We start from the raw sequence: 22,653 nt of genomic DNA on the forward strand, positions 1-22,653 counted from the left end.
TGCCCCCTCCACCCCCCTCCGCCCGGCCCGCACCCCGGGGCGGCATCGAGAGACCCCCAGGGTGAGCGGGACCACGGTCGAGCCGACGTCGGTTCATCAGCCCTGGAGAGGGAGACCGCCCAGCAGTCGGCCCGCACCCTGCTGGTTGAGGCGGGCCGTCGTCGTGTTCACGGTGTGGAGGACCGACTGCTTGTTCTCGGTGCTCAGGGCGTCGGACTGATGCTGGAAGTGACGTACGTCGAGGTTCCGCTGGGAGGTGAGGGTCTCCAGCGCGCCGCCCAGACCGGCGGGCACGGGGCTCGACGCGTCCGCGGCGAAGGCGGGGGCCGCGGCACCGGCGACGACCAGGGATCCGGCAAGGACAGCGGCGGCCTTGAGCGGCTTCGTCGACTTCATCGTGTTCCTTCTCTCTTCATCTCTGTGGCGACTCGCGTCGCCGAGGGGGTGGTGCTGCGCCCTGCTAACGAGCCCTCGGGGCTACGGAAACCCCATGCCCTGACACGCCGACCGGCCGCCTCCCCGGAGGGAGACGGCCGGCGGCAGGGTTCGCGCGAACGTCAGTGGTTGGCGCAGGTGTTGCCGAACGCGGGGTTCAGCACGCCGATGACGTCGATCGTGTTTCCGCACACGTTGACCGGGACGTGGATCGGGACCTCGACGACGTTGCCCGACAGGACGCCCGGGGAGTGGGCCGCAGCAGCCTCGGCGCCGCTGTCGGCGGCAGCGATGCCGGCGGTGCCCGCCACGGCCGCAGCGGCAACGGTGGTCAGGGCCAGGCCCTTGGCGATACGCAACATGGAGAGATGCTCCTTGGGGTTCGTCATAACGGCCGGGCGGGATGCCCGACGCCTGAGTCAACGCGTGGCTCGCGCCCGAGTTGCGCCCCCGAAGGGGTGATCCACTGAATTGCCGGGCTTGACCTCTACGACACATCCCGCCCCTCCTCGTCCCTCGACGGAGTGACATCGGCTCGGCGCAATGACCGATCCGAGGCCGATCCGAGGCCGATCCGGGACCGATTCAGGGTCGACGCGGGATCGGTTCAGGACTGGTCCGAATGTCCGGACAAAATATTGACAGGGTTCCCGGGGCGCGGCTAGACCTGGGGGCAGCCGATGTGAGGGGAACTCGAATGACGGAGTTCGAGGGGTTCGAGGGGCGCGAGCAGGTCGAAGGGACGGGGTCGCACGCTCCCCGCGAGACGCACGCTCCTCGCGAGGCGCCCTCGGAGAGGGCAGAGCTGTACCTCCCCCACGGCACCACCGCGACCCCCGACTACGTCCTCCACATCGACCCCGCGCGAGCGCACTGGCGCCACTCCGCCCTGCGGATCCTGCGTCTCCGTCCCGGTGGCACACACACCTTCGCGACCGGCGACAGCGAGTGGATCGTGCTCCCCCTCCAGGGCGGCTGTACGGTGCACACAGAGGATGTGAAGCTCCAACTCCTGGGCAGGGACAGCGTGTTCGCGGGGGCGTCCGACTTCGCGTACGTGCCCCGCGACGCCCGGGTCCAGATCGCCTCCGGCGTGGGAGGCCGCTTCGCCCTGGCAGGAGCGAAGTGCGAGCGACGACTCCCCGCCCGCTACGGCCCCGCGCCGGAGGTTCCCGTCGAAGACCGCGGCAGCGGCGACTGCGCCCGCCAGGTGCGCAACTTCGCCGCGGCCGACGCCTTCCCGTGCGACAAGCTCATCGCCGTCGAGGTCGTCACCCCCGGCGGCCACTGGTCCTCGTACCCGCCGCACAAGCACGACGAGACGCGGCCCGGCGAGGAGACGGAGCTGGAGGAGATCTACTACTTCGAGATCGAGGGCCCGAACGGCTTCGGGTACCAGCGCGTCTTCCCCTCGCGCGAGGGCGGATCCGACGTCCTCGCCGAGGTCCGTACCGGTGACGCCGTACTCGTCCCCGACGGCTGGCACGGCCCGTCCGTCGCGCAGCCCGGCCACACGATGTACTACTTGAACGTCATGGCCGGGCCGGGCGAGGAACGCCAGTGGCGGATCCGCTTCCACCCGGACCACCTGGACAGCACGGGGAGATACCGATGACCTCGACGACGAGGCTCACGGTCGCCCAGGCGCTCGTACGCTTCCTCGCCGCCCAGTACACCGAGCGGGACGGCGAGCGTCGGCGGCTGATCGCGGCGACCTGGGGCGTCTTCGGCCACGGCAACGTCGCGGGGGTCGGGCAGGCGCTGGTCGAGTACGGCGCGGTGATGCCCTATCACCAGGGCCGTAACGAACAGGCGATGGCGCACGCGGCGGTCGGGTACGCCCGGCAGTCGAACCGGCTGTCCGCCCACGCCGTGACGACCTCCATCGGACCCGGCGCGACCAACCTGGTCACGGGCGCCGCCCTGGCCACGGTCAACCACCTCCCGGTGCTGCTGCTGCCCGGCGACGTCTTCGCCACCCACCCCGCGGACCCGGTGCTCCAGCAGTTGGAGTTCCCGCGCGCCGGGGACGTGTCCGTCAATGACTGTCTGCGCCCGGTGTCGGCGTACTTCGACCGGATCACCCGCCCCGAGGCGCTGATCCCGGCCGCTCTCCAGGCCATGCGCGTCCTCACGGACCCGGTCGAGACGGGCGCGGTCACGCTCGCGCTGCCGCAGGACGTACAGGCCGAAGCCTTCGACTGGCCCGAGGAGTTGTTCGCCGAGCGGACCTGGACGGTACGTCGTCCGGGCGCCGACCCGGTGGAACTGGCCGCGGCGGTCCGGGCGATCCGCGCCGCCCGGCGCCCGCTCGTCGTGGCCGGGGGCGGCGTCCACCACAGCCGCGCCGAGGACGCCCTCGACCGCTTCGCCGAGGCCACCGGCATCCCGGTCGCCTCCACCCAGGCGGGGAAGGGCTCGCTGCGCTGGGACCACCCCCAGGACGTCGGCGGGATCGGCCACACCGGCACGGCGGTCGCCGACGAACTGGCCCGCGCCGCCGACCTGGTGATCGGCGTCGGCACCCGCTACACCGACTTCACCACCGCCTCCGGCACGCTCTTCACCGGCGACGGCGTCCGCTTCCTCAACCTCAACATCGCCCCGTACGACGGCCACAAGCTCGCCGGACTGCCACTGGTCGCCGACGCGCGCGGCGCTCTCGAAGCGCTCACCGAGGCGCTGGCGGCGCCCGGCCACCGCGTCGACCCCGCGTACGTCGCGCGGTACACGCGGGGCAAGCGGAACTGGGAGCGGCAGGTGGACGCCGGCCTCGCGGCCGGGCAGCCGGACACGCGGCCCACGCAGCGGCAGGTCATCGGGGCGCTGGACGCCGTGGTGGACGCCTCCGACATCGTCATCAACGCGGCCGGTTCCCTCCCCGGCGATCTGCACAAGCTGTGGCGGGCCCGCTCGCGCGACCAGTACCACCTCGAGTACGGCTACTCGTGCATGGGCTACGAGATCCCCGCCGCGATCGGGGTGTCGCTCGCCGCGCCCGGCCGTCCCGTGTGGGCGCTGGTCGGTGACGGCACGTATCTGATGATGCCGACGGAGATCGTCACCGCGGTGCAGGAGCGGATCCCGATCAAGGTCCTGCTGGTGCAGAACCACGGGTACGCGTCCATCGGCGGCCTGTCGGAGTCGGTGGGCGCCGAGCGGTTCGCCACCGACTACCGCTTCCGGGCGGCGGACGGTACGTACACGGGGGCGCCGCTGCCCGTGGACCTGGCCGCCAACGCGGCCAGTCTCGGCATGCGCGTCCTGCGCGCGACGACCGTAGGGGACCTGCGTGCCGCCCTCACCGAGGCCCGCGACGCCGACACTCCCACATGTGTCTACGTGGAGACCGAAACCGCAGACACAGTGTCGGGAGCGCCTTCGGGTGAGGCCTGGTGGGATGTTCCCGTGGCCGAGACCGCGACCCGTTCGTCGGCGGTCAAGGCGCGCGAGGAGTACGACCGGCACGTCTCGACCCGACGCCGCCATCTGTGAAGGAGTTCTTGGGCATGACGAAGATCGTCAACCATTGGATCGGCGGGAAGACCGTCGAAGGCGCGTCGGGTACGTACGGGCCGGTGACCGACCCGGCGACCGGCGCGGTCACCACGAAGGTCGCCTTCGCGACCGTCGACGAGGTGGACGCGGCCGTCGCGGCGGCCAAGGAGGCGTACGAGGCCTGGGGCCGGTCCTCGCTGGCGCAGCGCACCTCGATCCTCTTCAAGTTCCGCGCGCTGCTCGACGCGCACCGCGACGAGATCGCCGAGCTGATCACCGCCGAGCACGGCAAGGTGCACAGCGACGCGCTCGGTGAGGTGGCCCGCGGTCTGGAGATCGTGGACCTGGCCTGCGGTATCAACGTCCAGCTCAAGGGCGAGCTGTCCACGCAGGTGGCGAGCCGGGTGGACGTGGCCTCGATCCGGCAGCCGCTGGGTGTCGTCGCGGGCATCACGCCGTTCAACTTCCCGGCGATGGTCCCGCTGTGGATGTTCCCGATCGCCATCGCGTGCGGCAACACGTTCGTGCTGAAGCCGTCCGAGAAGGACCCCTCGGCCGCGATGCGCGTCGCCGAGCTGCTGGCCGAGGCGGGCCTGCCGGACGGCGTCTTCAACATCGTCCACGGCGACAAGGTGGCCGTCGACCGGCTCCTGGAGCACCCCGACGTCAAGGCGGTCTCCTTCGTCGGCTCGACGCCGATCGCCCGCTACATCCACACCACGGCCTCCGCGAACGGCAAGCGCGTCCAGGCCCTGGGCGGCGCGAAGAACCACATGCTGGTCCTCCCGGACGCCGACCTGGACGCGGCGGCGGACGCGGCGGTCTCGGCGGCGTACGGCTCCGCGGGCGAGCGCTGCATGGCCATCTCCGCGGTGGTGGCGGTCGGTTCGATCGGCGACGAGCTGGTGGAGAAGATCCGCGAGCGCGCCGAGAAGATCAAGATCGGTCCGGGCAACGACCCGGCCTCCGAGATGGGCCCGCTGATCACCAAGGTGCACCGGGACAAGGTGGCCTCCTATGTCGCGGGCGCCGCGGCGGAGGGCTCCGAGGTCGTCCTGGACGGCACCGGCTACACGGTCGACGGCTACGAGGACGGCCACTGGATCGGCATCTCGCTCCTCGACAAGGTGCCGACGACGGCGAAGGCGTACCAGGACGAGATCTTCGGCCCGGTGCTGTGCGTGCTGCGCGCCGAGACGTACGACGAGGGTGTCGCCCTCATCAACGCCTCGCCGTTCGGCAACGGCACCGCGATCTTCACCCGCGACGGCGGCGCCGCCCGCCGCTTCCAGTTGGAGATCGAGGCGGGCATGGTCGGCGTGAACGTCCCGATCCCGGTGCCGGTGGGCTACCACTCCTTCGGTGGCTGGAAGGACTCGCTCTTCGGCGACCACCACATCTACGGCAACGACGGCACGCACTTCTACACCCGCGGCAAGGTCGTCACCACCCGCTGGCCCGACCCGGCGGACGCCCCGGCGGGCGTCGACCTTGGGTTCCCGCGCAACCACTGAGCGTAACCCGAAACCCCCGTCAGGCCGTCCGAATATCGGACGGCCTGACATTTTTTTAACGCCCCACCTGCGATTCCCGCGTACGAGGCATGAAACGGGTACCCCAGGCAGGACACACCCTTGACCTTTGAAACCAAGGTCACACACCAACAGGGCTTGATGAATGAGCCATTGGGGCGCCGAACCCTGGGAAAGCGATGCCTCACAGGCCGCCCTCAGAGTGCGGATTCCGAAGGTAAACACCCATTGACGCAAGGGTTTTCGCAGGGTTGCATCTGCGCCGGGAGCGGACGAATGAAGTTCCACGCGAGCCGCCGGAGGCGATAGCGCTCCCGCCCGAACATCACCTGCACAAGTCGATCGGAACCACGTATGACCGACACGCTCCGCCCTGTCGAGGCCCCCACCCTCGAGGTGTCCGACAGCCCCCAGGGTCCTCAGAAGCTCAAGCGTTCCATCGGCGTCGTCGGGGGCACTCTGCTCACGCTGTCCTGCGTGACGCCCGCCTCCACGCTCTTCGTGGTCATCCCCGACTTGTTCGGCTCGCTCGGCACCGCCACCGCCCTCACCATCGCCATCGGCTCCGTCCTCTGTATCGCCGTGGCGTTCTGTTACTCGGAGCTGGGCACCCTCATCCCCAGCGCGGGCGGCGAGTACGCCATGGTCTCGACCCTGGCCGGACGCCTCGCCGGCTGGCTGGTCTTCGTGATGTCCCTGCTGGTCGTCATGGTCGTCCCGCCGGTGATCGCGATGGGCACGGCGGACTACCTCACCCCGATCGTGCACCTCGACCCGGCCATGACCGGCGCCGCCGTCATGCTGCTGGCCACCCTCGCCGGTCTGCTGGACCTGCGCGCCAACGCCTGGATCACCGGCATCTTCCTGGTCCTCGAGGTCGTGGCCGCGGGCGTCGTCGCCCTGCTGGGCTTCGCGCACAGCGAGCGCGGCGTCGACAGCCTCGTCTCGATGCAGGTCGCCGGTTCCGGCGGCCACACCGACACCGTGACCGCCATGCTGGTCATCTCCGGCCTGGCCATCGCCCTCTTCGCCACCCAGGGCTTCTCGACCGCCGTCTACCTCTCCGAGGAGCTGGAGAACCCGCGCCGCAACGTCGCCCGCACGGTCCTCGCCACCCTCGCCATCTCCGCGGTCATCATCCTGGTCCCGGTCGTCGCGATCACCATGGGCGCCTCCGACATCAAGGCCCTGACCGAGGGCGACCTCAGCGGCATGGTCACCGCCTGGTCCAACTCCGCCGTCGGCACCTTCGTGAGCCTGTGCGTCGCCCTCGCGATCATCAACGCGGGCATCGTCATGGTCATCCAGAACTCCCGGGTGCTGTTCGCCTCGGCCCGCGACAAGGCCTGGCCCGAGCCCGTCAACAACGCCCTGTCGCGGCTCGGCCGGTTCGGCTCCCCCTGGGTCGCCACCCTCCTGGTCGGCGTCCCCGGCGCGCTCCTGTGCTTCGTGAACCTGGACACCCTCTACGGCGTCACCGGCGTCTCGGTGACCGCGATGTACCTGCTCGTCGCGGTCGCCGCCCTGCTCGCCCGGCGCGGCGCGCACCGCCACCAGGCCGCCTGGCGGATGCCCCTGTGGCCCGCGGTGCCCCTCCTGCTGATCGTGGTCCTGGTGTACGTCCTCACGCTCCAGGACGTGAGCTACCTGCTGTGGACGGGCGGCATCACCGCGGTGGCCACCGTGTACTGGGCCCTGTACCTGCGTCCGCGCCGCGACACCCGCTGGCTGGTGTCGATCCCGGACGACGTCGAGGACTAGTCCCCGCTCCCGCTCCCCCTCGCCCTTGCCGCCTTCGCACTGCGAAAGGCGGCAAGGGCTCTGTCGTTCCCGCGTAATTCAGGCTGCAGCATTCGAGTGAATTGCGTGGCGCTTCGCATTCCCGAGTTGCTTCGGGCCCCATTTCCTCGTTTCACAGTCTGCACGTCGTGTTGCGAGCCGTTCAGGCTGCGCTCGCTCGGTTTCGGCCGTCAACAGGGGCACGACATGCAGAAGGGACAACTTCGTGAAGCACAAGAAGAGCGCTGCCGTTGTCGCCGGCGCGATCATGTCGCTCGGGCTGGCCGCCCCGGCCATGGCGGACTCGGGCGCCGAGGCCGCCGCCGCCCACTCCCCGGGCGTCCTGTCCGGCAACGTGATCCAGATCCCCGTGGACATCCCCATCAACCTGTGCGGGAACTCGATCGACGTGATCGGTCTGGTGAACCCGACCGCCGGCAACACCTGCCTGAACCACTGACGCCGTAGCCGGCAGCGGCTGACGCGTCTCACCAGTCGCCCGGCCGTGTCACGGCCGGCCTTGGAGTGCCCTCGTCGGATTCCAGGGCCGGCTTTCCTCCTTCTCCCACTACTACCAGCAGGAAGACAACGAGATTGCGACAGACCCTGAGCAGGGGAATGGTCGCGGCTGCCGCCGCGACAGGAATTCTGTCCCTGTGCGGCAACCCGGTGTACGCGGACTCGCTCGCCGAAGGCGCCACGAATGATTCACCCGGCGTCGCCTCCGGTAATACGATCCAGATTCCGGTGAACATCCCGATCAATGCCTGCGGCAATTCGGTGGACGTGATCGGCCTTCTGAACCCGACGTTCGGCAACTCCTGTGCGAACGATGCCGATACGCCCGAGGCCCCCGCCGTTCCGGTCGCCGCGGACGCACCCCCGGCCGCACCCGTGGAGCACCCTCACACGCCGAACGGCGGGCACTTCGTTCACCACCGGATCCCGCCGCAGCGGAGCGAACACCGGCCGCCGTCCACCCCCGCCACCCCGCACACCGACGTCATCCCCTCCACGTTCTCGCACCAGGCCCCCGCCCTGGCCGAGACCGGCAGCGAGGACATGATCGCCGCGTCCGCCGTCAGCGTCGCCCTGCTGGCCGGCGGGCTGATCCTGTACCGGCGGGCCCGAGTCTCCCGCTGGTAGCACCAGGGGTGCCAGGCACTTCGCGCCCGGCATCCACCGCCCTCACCCCCACCGGTGAGCCCTCAAGGCGCCGTCCGCCTCCCGTGCGGGCGGCGCCTTGTGCTGCGCGGGCACCGCTGAAACGGCGGCGCGCGCACCGGATTTCATCATCTGTGTCACAAAGAACTCGTTGCTGTCACAGATGTCCCGCCTCCGCAGGGCTTGTGTCACACCCGGTTCACAGCCCCTTCCGTCCGCGCCGCCCCGTCGTTGACCGAGCACAGGCTTCGTGATCGCCAGCGCAGCGCCCGGCTCCCCCGGACGACCTCCCCCGGTCGCCGCCGTGGCGCGCGCGGGGAGGTGCTTGATGATGACCGACCGTCGGCTCTGGTCCTACAAGGAGATCGCCGCACACATCCGGGTGCAGCCCGACACCGTGAGGTCGTACCGAAAACACGGGCTGCTGCCGCCGCCTGACCATGTGGAGGGCGGCAGACCGTACTGGTACGCGGACACCGTCCGCGCCTGGGTCGCCGCCCGCCCCGGCAACCGCAACCGCGGCGCGACCTGAGCCGCCCCGTGGCCCGTCCCGTCGGGGCGGGCCACCCCCGCGGCCCCGACCGGCCGAGCGCCCACCCGAAGAAACCATCCCAGACTGCAACACACTCGGCCCCACCCTAAAGTTCGGACAAAGAGGCCGAACCGAGGGAGCCGCAGTGACCCAGTCCCCGCCACCCGGCGCCCCGACCGCGCGCGTCCAAGTCCCTCGCCAGCCCCCTCCGCGCTACCCACGCATCCGTGCCGGCCTCTGGAAACGGTCGCTGTGGGGCGGCCTGCTCCTGTGGACACTGACCGCGATCGTCACGTACGCGACGAAGAACACCACCCTGCTGCCGACCGTGATCCTGCTCGGCAGCTTCCTGACGCCCGTCACCTTCGTGCTGTGGGCCTACGAGCAGCACGGCCGCGACCTCGGCGTGAACGTGATCCTCGGCTGCTTCCTGACCGGCGGGACGCTCGGTGTGCTGGGCGCGTCGATGATGGAGTACTACCTGCTGCACCCGTCCCTGTGGATGTTCGCGGGCGTCGGTCTGATCGAGGAGGCGGCCAAGCTCGCCGCCCTGATGTTCGTCCTGCGCCGGCACCCCCGGCTGCGCGGGCTGCGTACCGGCCTCGTCCTGGGCGCGACCGTCGGCTTCGGCTTCGCGGCCCTGGAGAGTTCCGGGTACGCGTTCAACGCGGCGGTCTCCATGGAGGGCATCGATCTGCACGCGCTGCTCGAGACCGAGATCCTGCGCGGCATCCTCGCCCCGTTCGGGCACGGCCTGTGGACGGCGATCGCGGGCGCCGCCCTGCTCTCCCTGCGGCGCCGCAACGGGCGCTTCCCCTGCACCGCCCCGGTGATCGCCACCTATCTCGGGGTCTCCCTGCTGCACGCGCTGTGGAACTCGGCCCACGGCATCGCGATCTGGGTGTCCGCCCTGATGACGGGCGCGCAGCTCGACCACTCGTTCTTCACGCAGGGGCAGATCCCCGCTCCCACGCCGGAGCAACGGCAGTTCTTCGTGTTCTTCTCCACGGGCGAGCTGATCGCCGTATGCCTGCTCGGTCTTCTCTGGGTGCGTTCCCTGACCCGCCGGGTGCCCTCGTGGACAGATACCCCCTAGGGGTATAGGGTTCGCATCGTAAGCCACACACCTCCCTGAGGAGCACGACATGAGCGCGCAGACCGAAACCCCGGGTTCCGTGACGACCGTCTACAAGGTGAGCGGCATGAGCTGCGGGCACTGCGAAGGCGCCATCTCCAACGAGGTCTCCGAGATCGCCGGTGTCACCTCGGTCACGGCCGTCGCCTCGACCGGCGAGGTCACGGTGGTCTCCGCCGCGCCCCTAAACGACGAGGCCGTGCGCGCCGCCGTCGACGAGGCGGGCTACGAACTCGTCGGCAAGGCCTGAGCCACCCGCAGCAGCCTCTGCGACAGGCCGTGTCGCGCCCGGCGCCGTCCCCCTGACGACGTCGGCGCGGCACGGCCTGTCGCGTTGTCCGGGGCCCGGCTCGACCGGCCCAACCACCGGCCTCCCGGCGGGAAGTGTTCGCTCAAGGAACGTTGGCTGCCGGGGCACTGGAGTCCCACGAGCGCCTCACATAAGCTCTTCACAAGGTTCGCGCATCATCCTTACGCTGGGCCCCTGTTCGCCAGACCGGGGCTTCGTTCACCTCACATGGTCGCGCCTTGCACAAGAGACGCAGATCACAGTGGCGTGGACGTAACCAACGGCAGGGTTCGTGAGTCTAAGTTGGCGATGTCAGTGGCGTCTTGGGGGGCGTTGCTGACATCTGGGGATGTCTTGGGGGACGTTCCCGGGAAACGGCGTTGCCGGGGCACGTACACCGGGGAGCTTTGAGCGGCCCTCCCGTTCCGTGCGCGTCCCGGCAGACCGCGCCGCGGAGGCATGTCGGGCACTGCCCGGTGTGCCGACAGCGATTCAGGCGCTGTCCCGTAACGCCCGGCCGGATCCCGTGGGGGGAATCCGCACCGGGACACGGGAAGGCGCCCTGAAGGTCGGCCCGTGGGGGGACCGGCATCAGGGCGCCTTCCGCTTCTTCTCACTCTTCGGTTGTCGCCGGGGGCGAACCCGGCATACGCCGCTGTGCGGTGACGGCGTACGCCTCAGGTGTCCGCGGAGTGGCTCAGCGCTCCTCGACGGGAACGAAGTCGCGCTCGACCACGCCGGTGTAGATCTGGCGCGGACGGCCGATGCGCGAACCCGGCTCCTTGATCATCTCGTGCCACTGGGCGATCCAGCCCGGCAGCCGGCCGAGGGCGAACAGGACCGTGAACATCTCGGTCGGGAAGCCCATCGCGCGGTAGATCAGGCCCGTGTAGAAGTCCACGTTCGGGTAGAGCTTGCGCTCGACGAAGTAGTCGTCGGACAGCGCGTGCTCCTCCAACTTGAGGGCGATGTCGAGGAGTTCGTCATCCTTGCCCAGCGCGGAGAGCACGTCGTGGGCGGCGGCCTTGATGATCCGGGCGCGCGGGTCGAAGTTCTTGTAGACCCGGTGGCCGAAGCCCATCAGGCGGACGCCGTCCTCCTTGTTCTTCACCTTGCGGATGAAGGTGTCGACGTCGTTGCCGGAGTCGCGGATGCCTTCCAGCATCTCCAGGACGGACTGGTTGGCGCCGCCGTGCAGCGGGCCCCACAGCGCGTTGATGCCGGCCGAGATCGAGGCGAACATGTTGGCCTGCGACGAGCCCACCAGGCGGACCGTGGAGGTCGAGCAGTTCTGCTCGTGGTCGGCGTGCAGGATCAGCAGCTTGTCCAGCGCGGAGACGACGACCGGGTCCAGGTCGAACTCCTGGGCGGGGACCGAGAAGGTCATCCGCAGGAAGTTCTCGACGTAGCCGAGGTCGTTGCGCGGGTAGACGAACGGGTGGCCGATCGACTTCTTGTAGGCGTACGCGGCGATCGTCGGCAGCTTGGCGAGCAGCCGGATCGTCGAGAGGTTGCGCTGCTTCTCGTCGAAGGGGTTGTGGCTGTCCTGGTAGAAGGTGGACAGCGCGGAGACCACCGACGACAGCATCGCCATCGGGTGCGCGTCGCGCGGGAAGCCCTTGTAGAAGTTCTTGACGTCCTCGTGCAGCAAGGTGTGCTGCGTGACTTCGTTCTTGAAGGTGGAGAGCTCGTCGACCGTCGGCAGCTCGCCGTTGATCAGCAGGTAGGCGACCTCCAGGAAGGTGGAGCGCTCTGCCAACTGCTCGATCGGGTAGCCGCGGTACCGAAGAATGCCCTGCTCACCGTCGAGATAGGTGATGGCGGACTTGTAGGCGGCCGTGTTGCCGTACCCACTGTCCAACGTCACCAGACCGGTATGGCCGCGCAGCTTCCCGATGTCGAAGCCCTTGTCGCCGACGGTACTGTCGACCACCGGGTAGGTGTACTCGCTGCCGTCGTACCGCAGTACTACAGAGTTGTCGCTCACGTCTTCCCTCACCGACATAGTGCCTCATCTTCGAGGTGCCCTGACTGTCTCTACCATCCCCCATTTGGCGCAGGAGAGTGCACTCGGGGTCGACCATTGGGCTCATTCGCGGCACTGAGTGCCGCCAACCTGCTCATCCTGCCCGCCGCTGAGCGGTTCCGGAAGAGCTGTGTGACCTTTCCGACTCATTTGATCGATCATTTTTCACGATGCCCCACCCAGACCCCCACCGGGACCCCGCCAAGGCCCGCGTCAGCCCGCCAACGGCCGGGGCGAGAGCCGGAAGTCCAGCGCCGTGCAGCGGCGTCCCGCCGACATCGTGCGCACCGCCTGGCCGATCGCCCTGCGTGAGCCGACGAGCACGACGAGCTTCTTGGCGCGGGTGACCGCCGTGTACAGCAGGTTGCGCTGGAGCATCATCCATGCACCCGTGGTGACCGGGATCACCACGGCCGGATACTCGCTGCCCTGCGAGCGGTGGATGGTCACCGCGTACGCGTGCGCCAACTCGTCCAGTTCGTCGAAGTCGTACGGGACCTCCTCGTCCTCGTCCGTCAGCACCGTCAGGCGCTGCTCGTCGGGGTTGAGTGAAGTGACCACGCCGACGGTGCCGTTGAAGACGCCGTTCTCGCCCTTGTCGTAGTTGTTGCGGATCTGCGTGACCTTGTCGCCGACGCGGAAGACCCGGCCGCCGAACCGCTTCTCGGGCACATCGGGGCGGGCGGGGGTGATCATCTGCTGGAGCAGGCCGTTGAGCGTGCCCGCGCCCGCGGGCCCCCGGTGCATGGGCGCGAGGACCTGGACGTCCCGGCGCGGGTCGAGGCCGAACCGGGCCGGGATCCGCCGCGCGGCCACGTCGACCGTGAGCCGGCCCGCCGCCTCGGTGTCGTCCTCGACGAAGAGGAAGAAGTCCTTCAGGCCGTCGGTCAGGGGATGGTGCCCGGCATTGATGCGGTGCGCGTTGGTGACCACGCCGGACTGCTGGGCCTGGCGGAAGACGCGCGTGAGACGGACGGCGGGGACCGGGCTGCCGTCGGCGAGGAGATCCCTGAGCACCTCGCCCGCGCCGACGCTCGGCAACTGGTCGACATCGCCGACGAAGAGGAGACGGGCGCCCGGCGGCACGGCCTTGACCAGCTTGTTGGCGAGCAGCAGATCGAGCATCGACGCCTCGTCGACCACGACCAGATCGGCGTCGAGCGGGCGGTCCCGGTCGTAGGCCGCGTCACCGCCCGGCTTCAGCTCCAGCAGCCGGTGCACCGTGGACGCCTCGGCGCCCGTCAGCTCCGAGAGCCGCTTGGCCGCCCGGCCGGTGGGCGCGGCGAGCACGACCTTGGCCCGCTTGGCGCGCGCCAGCTCGACCACGGACCGCACCGTGAAGGACTTGCCGCAGCCGGGCCCGCCCGTCAGCACGGCCACCTTCTCGGTCAGCGCCAGCCGGACGGCCTCCTCCTGCTCGGGCGCGAGGTCCGTGCCCGTACGCCCCTTGAGCCAGTCGAGCGCCTTGTCCCAGACCACGTCCCGGAAGGCGGGCATCCGGTCCTCGTCCGTGCGCAGCAGGCGCAACACCTGGGCGGAGAGGGAGAGTTCGGCGCGGTGGAAGGGGACGAGATAGACGGCCGTGACGGGATCGCCGCCGTCGGGGGCGGGCACCTTCTCCCGTACGACACCGGGGTCGGTGTCGCCCTCGGGCGGTGCGGCCAGTTCGGCCAGGCACTCGATGACCAGGCCCGTGTCCACCTGGAGGAGCTTGACCGCGTCCGCGATGAGCCGCTCCTCCGGGAGATAGCAGTGGCCCTGGTCCGCGGACTGCGACAGGGCGTACTGGAGGCCCGCCTTGACGCGCTCGGGACTGTCGTGCGGGATGCCTACGGACTGGGCGATCTTGTCGGCGGTGAGGAAGCCGATGCCCCAGACGTCGGCGGCCAGGCGGTAGGGCTGGTTCTTGACGACGGAGATGGAGGCGTCGCCGTACTTCTTGTAGATGCGCACCGCGATGGACGTGGAGACCTGGACGGTCTGGAGGAAGAGCATGACCTCCTTGATCGCCTTCTGCTCCTCCCAGGCCTCGGCGATCTTCTTGGTCCGCTTCGGGCCGAGCCCCGGCACCTCGATGAGCCGCTTCGGCGCCTCCTCGATGATCGTCAGGGTGTCGAGGCCGAAGTGCCGCGTGATGCGGTCGGCGAAGACGGGACCGATGCCCTTGACGAGGCCGGAGCCGAGATAGCGGCGGATGCCCTGGACCGTGGCCGGCAGGACCGTCGTGTAGTTCTCCACCGTGAACTGCTTGCCGTACTGGGGATGGGAGCCCCAACGCCCCTCCATCCGCAGCGACTCCCCGACCTGCGCGCCGAGCAGAGCGCCGACGACGGTGAGCAGATCGCCCGCGCCGCGGCCGGTGTCGACCCGGGCGACCGTGTAGCCGTTCTCCTCGTTGGCGTACGTGATCCGCTCCAGGACGCCCTCCAGCACGGACCACTGCCGCTCGCCGTTCGGCTTCCCCGCCCCGCTCGCCTCCTCGCGCATGATCCGACGCTACCGCCGCGGTCCGACAGCCGGGGACGGACGGGGGTGATACGCCCCGCGGAGCCGCCCGGTGACGGACCGCCACCCCTTCTCCGCTCATCTGAGCGCTCTTGTTCACATGAGGTCACAATCAGGTCTCGACCCGCCGTTCACCCTTGCTTCACCCTCATGTAATCGATTCCAATCCTTCGTATCGGCCGTGTAAACGATTCCACGGCCGGTCTGCGCGAACGGACTCACAAGGAGGTGTTTCCGGCGATGGCGAGCATCAAGGACGTTGCCGCCGTGGCGGGCGTATCCGTCGCCACGGTCTCGCGTGTCCTCAACGACCACCCGTCGGTGAGCAGCGACGCGCGTACCCGCGTCCGGGCCGCCGTCGAGGCGCTGGGCTACCGGCCGAACGCCGTCGCCCGCTCCCTGCGCACCCATGAGACCCGCACCCTCGGCCTGGTCATCAGCGACGTACTCAACCCGTACTTCGCGCACTTGGCCCGCTCGGTCGAGGAGGAGGCCCGCGCGCTCGGCTACAGCGTGATCATCGGCAACGCCGACGAACGGCCCGACCTCCAGGACCACCACGTACGCACGCTGCTGGACCGGCGGATCGACGGCCTGCTCGTCTCCCCCACCGACGGCGGCTCCCCGCTCATGCTGAACGCCGCGAAGACCGGCACCCCCATGGTGTTCGTCGACCGCTGGATCGCGGGCGTCGACGTCCCCGTCGTACGCGCCGACGGACGGGCCGCCGTCCACGACCTCGTCGCCCACCTCCACGCGCTCGGCCACCGGCGGCTCGCGATCATCGCGGGACCGGCGGCGACCACCACCGGCAGCGAACGCGTCCAGGCGTTCCGCGTGGCCATGGGCGAGTACGGACTCCCCCTCCCCGACGCCTACATAGGGCAGGGCGACTTCCAGGCGGAGAGCGGACGCCGGGCCACCGAGCGGTTCCTCGACCTGGCCGAGCCGCCCGAGGTGGTGTTCGCCGCCGACAACCTGATGGCGCTCGGCGCGCTCGACGCCATCCGCTCGCGCGGCCTCAGGATCCCGGACGACATCGCGCTCGCCGCCTTCGACGACATCCCCTGGTTCGTGCACACCGACCCGGCGATCACCGCGATCGCCCAGCCGACCGCCGAGTTGGGGCGGGCCGCCGTGCGCGCGCTCATCGACCGCGTCGAAGGACGGACCGCCCGGTCCGTCACCCTCCCCGCCCGTCTCGTCGTACGTCGCTCGTGCGGCGAGCCGTCCGCTGCGCAGACCCCCGCCGCGCAGCCCTCCCCCCTGCAAAGGAGCACGTCGTGAGCAACCCGGACGAGTTGCTACGCATCGAAGGCATACGCAAGACCTTTCCCGGCGTGGTGGCGCTCGACAGCGTCGACTTCGACCTGCGCCGGGGCGAGGTGCATGTACTGCTCGGTGAGAACGGCGCGGGCAAGAGCACGCTCATCAAGATGCTCTCCGGTGCCTACCGCCCCGACTCCGGGCGGATCACGGTCGGCGGCGAGGAGGTGCGCATCCACGGTGCGCAGGACTCCGAGCGTCTCGGCATCGCCACGATCTACCAGGAGTTCAACCTCGTTCCCGACCTGACCGTCGCCGAGAACATCTTCCTGGGCCGCCAGCCGCGCCGCTTCGGGTTCATCGACCGCAAGCGGATGAACGCCGGGGCCGCCGAACTCCTCGCCCGCGTCGGCGTGGACGTCGATCCCCGTACCAAGGTCCGTGAACTGGGCATCGCCCGGCTCCAGATGGTCGAGATCGCCAAGGCGCTGAGCCTCGACGCGCGCGTGCTGATCATGGACGAGCCCACCGCCGTCCTGACCACCGAAGAGGTCGACAAGCTCTTCCGGATCGTGCGCAAGCTGCGCGAGGACGGCGTCGGCATCGTCTTCATCACGCACCACCTGGAGGAGATCGCCGCCCTCGGCGACCGCGTCACCGTCCTGCGCGACGGCCGCAGCATCGACCAGGTCCCGGCGTCCACCCCCGAGGACGAACTGGTGCGGCTCATGGTCGGCCGGAGCATCGAGCAGCAGTACCCGCGCGAACGCGGGGACGCGGGGGCGCCGTTGCTGAAGGTCCGCGGGCTCACCCGGGCCGGCACCTTCCACGACGTCGACCTCGAGGTGCGGGCCGGTGAGGTCGTGGGCCTCGCGGGCCTCGTCGGCGCCGGCCGTACCGAGGTCGTGCGCGCCGTCTTCGGCGCCGACCCCTATGACTCCGGCTCCGTCGAGGTGCAGGGCAAGCCGCTGCGCCGGCACGACGTCAACGCGGCCATGGACGCCGGGATCGGCCTGGTCCCCGAGGACCGCAAGGGCCAGGGCCTGGTGCTCGACGCGACCGTGCAGGAGAACCTCGGTCTGGTGACGCTCGGCCGCGCGAGCCGCGCCGGGTTCGTCGACCGGGCCGGGCAGAAGCGGGCCGCCGCCACGATCTCCGAGCAGCTCAAGGTCCGGATGGCCGGGCTGCACCAGCGGGTGGGCACCCTGTCCGGCGGCAACCAGCAGAAGGTCGTCATCGGCAAGTGGCTGCTGGCCGACACCAAGGTGCTCATCCTCGACGAGCCGACCCGCGGTATCGACGTGGGCGCCAAGGTCGAGATCTACCAACTCATCAACGAACTGACCGCCTCCGGTCACGCCGTTCTGATGATCTCCAGTGACCTCCCCGAGGTCCTGGGGATGAGCGACCGCGTCCTGGTCATGTCCCAGGGCCGGATCGCGGGCGAACTCGCCGCGCGGGACGCGACGCAGGACGCCGTGATGGCGCTGGCCGTCAGCGCCGCAGCAACAACGAACACAGCAGTAAAGGATGTGGAGGTCTCCCGTGGCCACTGACACGCTCAAGAGCAGTACGGACACGGGCAGGGCCGCCGTGCTGCGCCGCGCACTCTCCGACAACGGCGCGCTCACCGCCCTGGTCGTCCTGGCCGTGGCGATGTCGTTGCTGTCCGGGGACTTCCTGGCCACCCAGAACCTTCTCAACGTCGGTGTCCAGGCGGCGGTCACCGCGATCCTCGCCTTCGGTGTCACCTTCGTGATCGTCTCGGCGGGCATCGACCTGTCGGTCGGCTCGGTCGCCGCGCTCTCGGCCACCGTCCTCGCGTACACCGCCACCAACCAGGGCCTGCCGGTCTGGATCTCGGTCCTGCTCGCCCTCGCCACCGGCGTCGCCTGCGGTCTGGTCAGCGGCGCGCTCATCTCCTTCGGCAAGCTGCCGCCCTTCATCGCGACCCTCGCCATGCTGTCGGTGGGCCGCGGCCTCTCCCTGGTGATCTCGCAGGGCAGCCCGATCGCGTTCCCCGACTCGGTGTCGAAGCTCGGCACCACCATCGGCGGCTGGCTGCCGGTGCCGGTCCTCGTGATGATCGCGATGGGTCTGATCACCGCCGTGGTGCTGAACCGTACGTACATCGGCCGCACCATGTACGCGATCGGCGGCAACGAGGAGGCCGCCCGGCTCTCCGGTATCCGCGTCAAGCGCCAGAAGCTCGTCATCTACGCGCTGGCCGGTGGCTTCGCGGCCGTCGCGGGCATCGTCCTCGCCTCCCGGCTGGCCTCGGCGCAGCCGCAGGCGGCCTCCGGCTACGAACTCGACGCCATCGCCGCGGTCGTGATCGGCGGCGCCAGCCTCTCCGGCGGTGTCGGCAAGGCGTCGGGCACGCTCATCGGCGCGCTGATCCTCGCGGTGCTCCGCAACGGCCTCAACCTGCTCTCGGTCTCGGCCTTCTGGCAGCAGGTCGTCATCGGTGTCGTCATCGCGCTCGCCGTCCTCGTGGACACGCTGCGCCGACGCGCGTAACCGGCCTCTCGCTTCCCCCTCCCCACGGAATCACCCCTCACCCGCAAGGAAGAGAACCATGCGCACCAAGCAGATCTCGGTCGCCGTGGCCGCCATCGCCACGCTCGCCCTCACCACCACGGCCTGCAACTCCGGCTCGTCGGACTCCTCCGACATGAAGGTGGGCCTGTCGGTCTCCACCCTCAACAACCCCTTCTTCGTGCAGCTCAAGGAGGGCGCCCAGGCCGAGGCCAAGAAGGAAGGCGTCTCCCTCACCGTCACCGACGCCCAGAACGACGCCTCGCAGCAGGGCAACCAGATACAGAACTTCACCAGCCAGAACGTGAAGTCGATCATCATCAACCCGGTGGACTCCGACGCCGCGGGCCCGTCCGTCAAGGCCGCGAACAACGCGAACATCCCGGTCGTCGCCGCCGACCGCACCGTCAACAAGGCCGACGTCGCCACCACCGTCGCCTCGGACAACGTCGAGGGCGGCAAGCTCGCCGCGAAGACCATCGCCGAGGCACTCGGCGGCAAGGGCAAGATCCTCGTCCTCCAGGGCACCTCCGGCACCTCCGCCGCCAACGAGCGCGGCAAGGGCTTCACCGAGGGCCTGAAGGCGTACCCGGGCATCAAGGTCGTCGCCTCGCAGCCGGCCGACTTCGACCGCACCAAGGGTCTGGACGTCACCACCAACATGCTCCAGGCCCACTCGGGCGTGGACGGCGTCTTCGCGCAGAACGACGAGATGGCGCTCGGCGCGATCAAGGCCCTGGGCAGCAAGGCCGGCAAGTCGGTCAAGGTCGTCGGCTTCGACGGCACGCCCGACGGTCTGACCGCGGTCAAGGACGGCACGCTGCTCGCCTCGGTGGCGCAGCAGCCGAAGCTGCTGGGCAAGCTCGCCGTGGAGAACGCGGTGAAGGCCGCCAAGGGCAAGAAGATCGACAGCACGGTGAAGGTGCCGGTCAAGGTCGTCACCAAGAGCAACGTGGCCGAGTTCACCGGCTGATCCGAGGCTCGTCCGTACGCCATGGCCGCGGGTCGCGCACGACGCGCCGCCCGCGGCCGTGGCACCGGTACCGCCCGCTGAAGGGATCCGCGGGGTCCGTTGGATCCGTTGGGATCCGTTGGGATTCGTTGGATCCGTCGGGATTCGTTGGGAGACAGTTCATGTACGACTACGACCTCCTGGTCGTGGGTTCGGCCAACGCCGACCTGGTGATCGGGGTGGAGCGACGGCCCGCGGCCGGGGAGACCGTGCTCGGCTCCGACCTGGTCGTCCACCCGGGCGGCAAGGGCGCGAACCAGGCGGTGGCCGCCGCGCGCCTCGGCGCCCGTACGGCGCTGCTGGCGCGGGTCGGCGACGACGCGCACGGCAAGCTGCTGCTGGACACGCAGCGCGCGGCCGGTGTCGACAGCGTGGGCGTCCTGGTCGGCGGTGCGCCCACCGGGGTCGCGCTGATCACGGTGGACCCCTCGGGGGACAACAGCATCGTGGTGTCGCCGGGCGCCAACGGGCGGCTCACCCCCGAGGACGTCCGGGCCGCGAGCGGCCTGCTGCGCGCCTCCCGGGTGGTCTCGGCGCAGTTGGAGATCCCGCTGGAGACGGTCGTGGAGGTCGTACGGAACCTGCCGTCCGACACCCGCTTCGTACTGAACCCCTCGCCGCCGCGGCCCCTGCCCGCCGAGGTGCTGGCCGCGTGCGACCCGCTGATCGTGAACGAGCACGAGGCGCGGGTCATCGCGGGCGGTGCGCTGGACGGCTCGCCCGAGGACTGGGCGAAGGCGCTGCTGGCCCTCGGTCCGCGCTCGGTCGTGGTGACCCTGGGCGCGGAGGGCGCGCTGGTGGCGACCGGCGCGACCATGACCCGGGTGCCGTCCGTGAAGGTCGACGCGGTCGACACGACCGGTGCGGGCGACGCGTTCACGGCGGCGTTGGCCTGGCAGTTGGGCACGGGCGCCGCACCGGACCAGGCGGCGGCGTACGCGGCCCGGGTGGGCGCGATCGCGGTCACGCGCCCCGGCGCCCAGGAGTCCTACCCGACCGCGGAGGAGGTCGCGGCGCTGTGAAGAAGGCCGGAATTCTGAACCGTCATCTCGCGGGCGCGCTCGCGGAGTTGGGGCACACGGACGGGGTGCTGGTGTGCGACGCCGGGATGCCGATCCCGGCGGGCCCGCGCGTGGTGGACCTGGCGTTCCGCGCCGGGGTGCCGTCGTTCGCGGAGGTCCTGGAGGGCCTGCTGGACGAACTCGTGGTGGAGGGCGCGACGGCGGCGCGCGAGATCCGCGACGCGAACCCGGAGGCGGCCGCGCTCCTCGACCACCACTTCCCGCACCTGGACCTGGTCCCGCACGAACGGTTGAAGCACCTGTCGGCGGGCGCCCACCTGATCGTCCGCACGGGCGAGGCGCGACCGTATGCGAATGTGCTGCTGCGGTGCGGGGTGTTCTTCTGACGGCCCGTCAGATACATGCGGAGGGGCTCGGTCCGGTGGACCGGGCCCCTTTGCGTGCGCAGGGCTTCCTGCGACAGTCACAGGTCGACGCGATCGATATCGATCAGGAAGGGACCGGCCCTGTGACGCGAACGGGTGCGGCGGAAGCGATGGTCCATCGGTTGACCGTCATCAACTGGGCCGACTACGCCACAGGAGACAGGAACGCCGCGTCTCGCGCCCTGCTGTTGCGTGAATTCCTTCGGCGGGCTGCCTTGTGGGTGGAGTGGCTGGGCGGCAGTGACCGCTGGCCCTTCTTCGACATCGCGGAACGCGTCGCCCCCTCGGTGCGCGCCGATCCCGGGTTGATCGAGCGGCTGGACGAGTTCACCGCCGGGAACGTGCCGGAGTTCATCGCCCGTCGCATGTGTCGCGCGGCCGTTCACTGGGCCGAACTCCGTGATTCCCCTGAGGTGAAGCTCCCCGACCTGCCGGACCCCTATGAACCGCTCGTGGTGCTGTACGAGCGCGGCGGTGTGTTCTTCGTCGAGAACGGCGTGGCCGACTTCGAGTTGTGGCGCGTGGCGCTGCGTACGTGGCAGGCCAGTCTCGCACCGGAGCCTGTTGTGGAGATCGACCCAGTGGTTGACCCTCACACCGTGTCAGGCGCTGAAGTCGGAGACATCATGTTCACCATCGGAGATTTCGCCCGGCACGGCCGCGTCTCGGTCCGGATGCTGCGTCACTACGACGCGATCGGACTGCTGCGCCCGGCCCATGTCGACCCCGCCACCGGCTACCGCTCCTACACGGCCGCCCAACTCGCCCGTCTCAACCGCGTGATCGCCCTGAAGGATCTCGGCTTCACCCTCCAACAGGTGCGGGACATCGTGGACGACAGGATCACTGCCGAGGAGCTGCGCGGCATGCTGCGCCTGCGGCGGGCGGAGTTGGAGACCGCGGTGGCCGCCGCGGCGGCACGGCTGACCCAGGTCGAGGCGAGGCTCCGGTCGATCGAGAGCGAGGGGCACATGCCCACGAACGACGTCGTCATCAAGAACGTCCCGGCGATCCGGGTCGCGGAACTGACCGCGAACGCCGCGAGCTTCGCGCCCGAGGACATCGGCCCGGTCATCGGACCGCTGTACGGGGAGCTGTTCCGGCTCCTGGACGCGGCGGGCTTCACCCCCGCCGGACCGGGCATCGCGTTCTACGAGGACGCCCCGGAGGGCGGCGGCAGGATCACCGTCCACGCCTCCGTCCAGGTCGCGGCCCCGCTTCAGGAGGGCGCCTTCCGGGTGTTCGACCTGCCGCCTGTCGACCGAGCGGCGACCATCGTGCACCGCGGCTCGATGGACACGGTCCTGCCCACGGCCCAGGCGCTGGCCCGCTGGATCGAAGGCAACGGCTACCGGTCGGCCGGATACCCGCGCGAGGTCAGCCTGGAGTGCCCGGAGAACGAGGACGACTGGGTGACCGAACTCCAGGCGCCGGTGGCCGCGTCCTGACGCTCGGCCCGTCGGGCGGATGAGCCGCGGGTGTGGCACATCTCCTG

General features: G+C 69.9%; 18 protein-coding genes and 2 pseudogenes. 16 read left to right on the forward strand and 4 right to left on the reverse strand.

From position 1 onward, the window contains the following. Positions 1-96: 96 nt before the first annotated feature. Both ACZ60T_RS22735 and chpG read right to left on the reverse strand, forming a co-directional pair. Positions 97-396, reverse strand: a complete 300-nt coding sequence (locus ACZ60T_RS22735) for a hypothetical protein (RefSeq protein ID WP_469667510.1) — start codon at positions 394-396, stop codon at positions 97-99. Between the two features lie 161 nt (positions 397-557). Further along, positions 558-797: a chaplin ChpG gene (chpG, locus tag ACZ60T_RS22740; RefSeq protein WP_252421466.1), complete on the reverse strand. Its 240-nt coding sequence runs from the start codon at positions 795-797 to the stop codon at positions 558-560. Positions 798-1,132: 335 nt separating this feature from the next. On the opposite strand from chpG, the gene iolB reads away from it, so the two are divergent. The 9 genes from iolB to ACZ60T_RS22785 all read left to right on the forward strand — a co-directional run bounded on the left by iolB (position 1,133) and on the right by ACZ60T_RS22785 (position 10,325). After that, positions 1,133-2,050, forward strand: coding sequence for a 5-deoxy-glucuronate isomerase (gene iolB / locus ACZ60T_RS22745; RefSeq protein ID WP_469667511.1), 918 nt, complete (start codon positions 1,133-1,135; stop codon positions 2,048-2,050). Next, positions 2,047-3,930 (forward strand): 3D-(3,5/4)-trihydroxycyclohexane-1,2-dione acylhydrolase (decyclizing), encoded by a 1,884-nt coding sequence (gene iolD / locus ACZ60T_RS22750; RefSeq protein ID WP_469667513.1) that lies wholly within the window; start codon positions 2,047-2,049, stop codon positions 3,928-3,930. Before iolB ends, iolD begins: the two co-directional genes overlap by 4 nt. Before the next feature lie 14 nt (positions 3,931-3,944). After that, positions 3,945-5,447 (forward strand): CoA-acylating methylmalonate-semialdehyde dehydrogenase, encoded by a 1,503-nt coding sequence (gene mmsA / locus ACZ60T_RS22755; protein WP_469667514.1) that lies wholly within the window; start codon positions 3,945-3,947, stop codon positions 5,445-5,447. A gap of 372 nt (positions 5,448-5,819) precedes the next feature. Further along, the gene (locus ACZ60T_RS22760; protein ID WP_365618927.1) at positions 5,820-7,226 is read left to right on the forward strand and encodes an APC family permease; all 1,407 of its coding nucleotides are present in this window, start codon (positions 5,820-5,822) and stop codon (positions 7,224-7,226) included. 244 nt (positions 7,227-7,470) lie between these two features. Further along, positions 7,471-7,704 carry a chaplin gene (locus ACZ60T_RS22765; protein ID WP_365618924.1) on the forward strand — a complete coding sequence of 78 codons (234 nt, stop codon included), beginning with the start codon at positions 7,471-7,473 and terminating at the stop codon, positions 7,702-7,704. A gap of 134 nt (positions 7,705-7,838) precedes the next feature. After that, the gene (locus ACZ60T_RS22770; RefSeq protein ID WP_469667515.1) at positions 7,839-8,390 is read left to right on the forward strand and encodes a chaplin; all 552 of its coding nucleotides are present in this window, start codon (positions 7,839-7,841) and stop codon (positions 8,388-8,390) included. 349 nt (positions 8,391-8,739) lie between these two features. Continuing rightward, positions 8,740-8,940, forward strand: a complete 201-nt coding sequence (locus tag ACZ60T_RS22775) for a helix-turn-helix transcriptional regulator (protein ID WP_365620976.1) — start codon at positions 8,740-8,742, stop codon at positions 8,938-8,940. Positions 8,941-9,085: 145 nt separating this feature from the next. After that, positions 9,086-10,036, forward strand: a complete 951-nt coding sequence (locus ACZ60T_RS22780) for a PrsW family intramembrane metalloprotease (RefSeq protein WP_365618919.1) — start codon at positions 9,086-9,088, stop codon at positions 10,034-10,036. A 49-nt stretch (positions 10,037-10,085) separates the two neighbouring features. Next, on the forward strand, positions 10,086-10,325 hold the full coding sequence (locus tag ACZ60T_RS22785; protein ID WP_469667516.1) for a heavy-metal-associated domain-containing protein: 240 nt from the start codon (positions 10,086-10,088) through the stop codon (positions 10,323-10,325). Positions 10,326-11,061: 736 nt separating this feature from the next. Here the strand turns inward: ACZ60T_RS22785 and ACZ60T_RS22790 are convergent. Further along, positions 11,062-12,351, reverse strand: coding sequence for a citrate synthase (locus ACZ60T_RS22790; RefSeq protein WP_365618916.1), 1,290 nt, complete (start codon positions 12,349-12,351; stop codon positions 11,062-11,064). A gap of 252 nt (positions 12,352-12,603) precedes the next feature. Further along, positions 12,604-14,877, reverse strand: a complete 2,274-nt coding sequence (recD2, locus tag ACZ60T_RS22795; protein WP_469667517.1) for an SF1B family DNA helicase RecD2 — start codon at positions 14,875-14,877, stop codon at positions 12,604-12,606. 258 nt (positions 14,878-15,135) lie between these two features. On the opposite strand from recD2, the gene ACZ60T_RS22800 reads away from it, so the two are divergent. The 7 genes and pseudogenes from ACZ60T_RS22800 (at position 15,136) to ACZ60T_RS22830 (ending at position 22,606) form a co-directional block, all read left to right on the forward strand. Beyond that, the gene (locus ACZ60T_RS22800; RefSeq protein WP_365618910.1) at positions 15,136-16,182 is read left to right on the forward strand and encodes a LacI family DNA-binding transcriptional regulator; all 1,047 of its coding nucleotides are present in this window, start codon (positions 15,136-15,138) and stop codon (positions 16,180-16,182) included. Next, entirely contained in the window at positions 16,179-17,717 is a 1,539-nt protein-coding gene (locus ACZ60T_RS22805) for a sugar ABC transporter ATP-binding protein (protein WP_469667518.1), read from the forward strand. The genes ACZ60T_RS22800 and ACZ60T_RS22805 overlap by 4 nt, the downstream gene beginning before the upstream one ends. Then, positions 17,707-18,678, forward strand: a pseudogene (locus ACZ60T_RS22810) (ABC transporter permease); the annotation flags it as partial. The gene ACZ60T_RS22805 and the pseudogene ACZ60T_RS22810, both read left to right, overlap by 11 nt. Positions 18,679-18,805: 127 nt before the next feature. After that, a pseudogene (locus ACZ60T_RS22815) lies at positions 18,806-19,672 on the forward strand (D-ribose ABC transporter substrate-binding protein); the annotation flags it as partial. A 161-nt stretch (positions 19,673-19,833) separates the two neighbouring features. Further along, entirely contained in the window at positions 19,834-20,733 is a 900-nt protein-coding gene (locus ACZ60T_RS22820; protein ID WP_469667519.1) for a ribokinase, read from the forward strand. Then, positions 20,730-21,119 (forward strand): D-ribose pyranase, encoded by a 390-nt coding sequence (rbsD, locus tag ACZ60T_RS22825; RefSeq protein WP_469667520.1) that lies wholly within the window; start codon positions 20,730-20,732, stop codon positions 21,117-21,119. Before ACZ60T_RS22820 ends, rbsD begins: the two co-directional genes overlap by 4 nt. Before the next feature lie 665 nt (positions 21,120-21,784). After that, positions 21,785-22,606 carry a MerR family transcriptional regulator gene (locus tag ACZ60T_RS22830; protein ID WP_469667700.1) on the forward strand — a complete coding sequence of 274 codons (822 nt, stop codon included), beginning with the start codon at positions 21,785-21,787 and terminating at the stop codon, positions 22,604-22,606. Positions 22,607-22,653 lie beyond the last annotated feature (47 nt).

The organism is Streptomyces sp. NPDC104371, assembly GCF_055583785.1.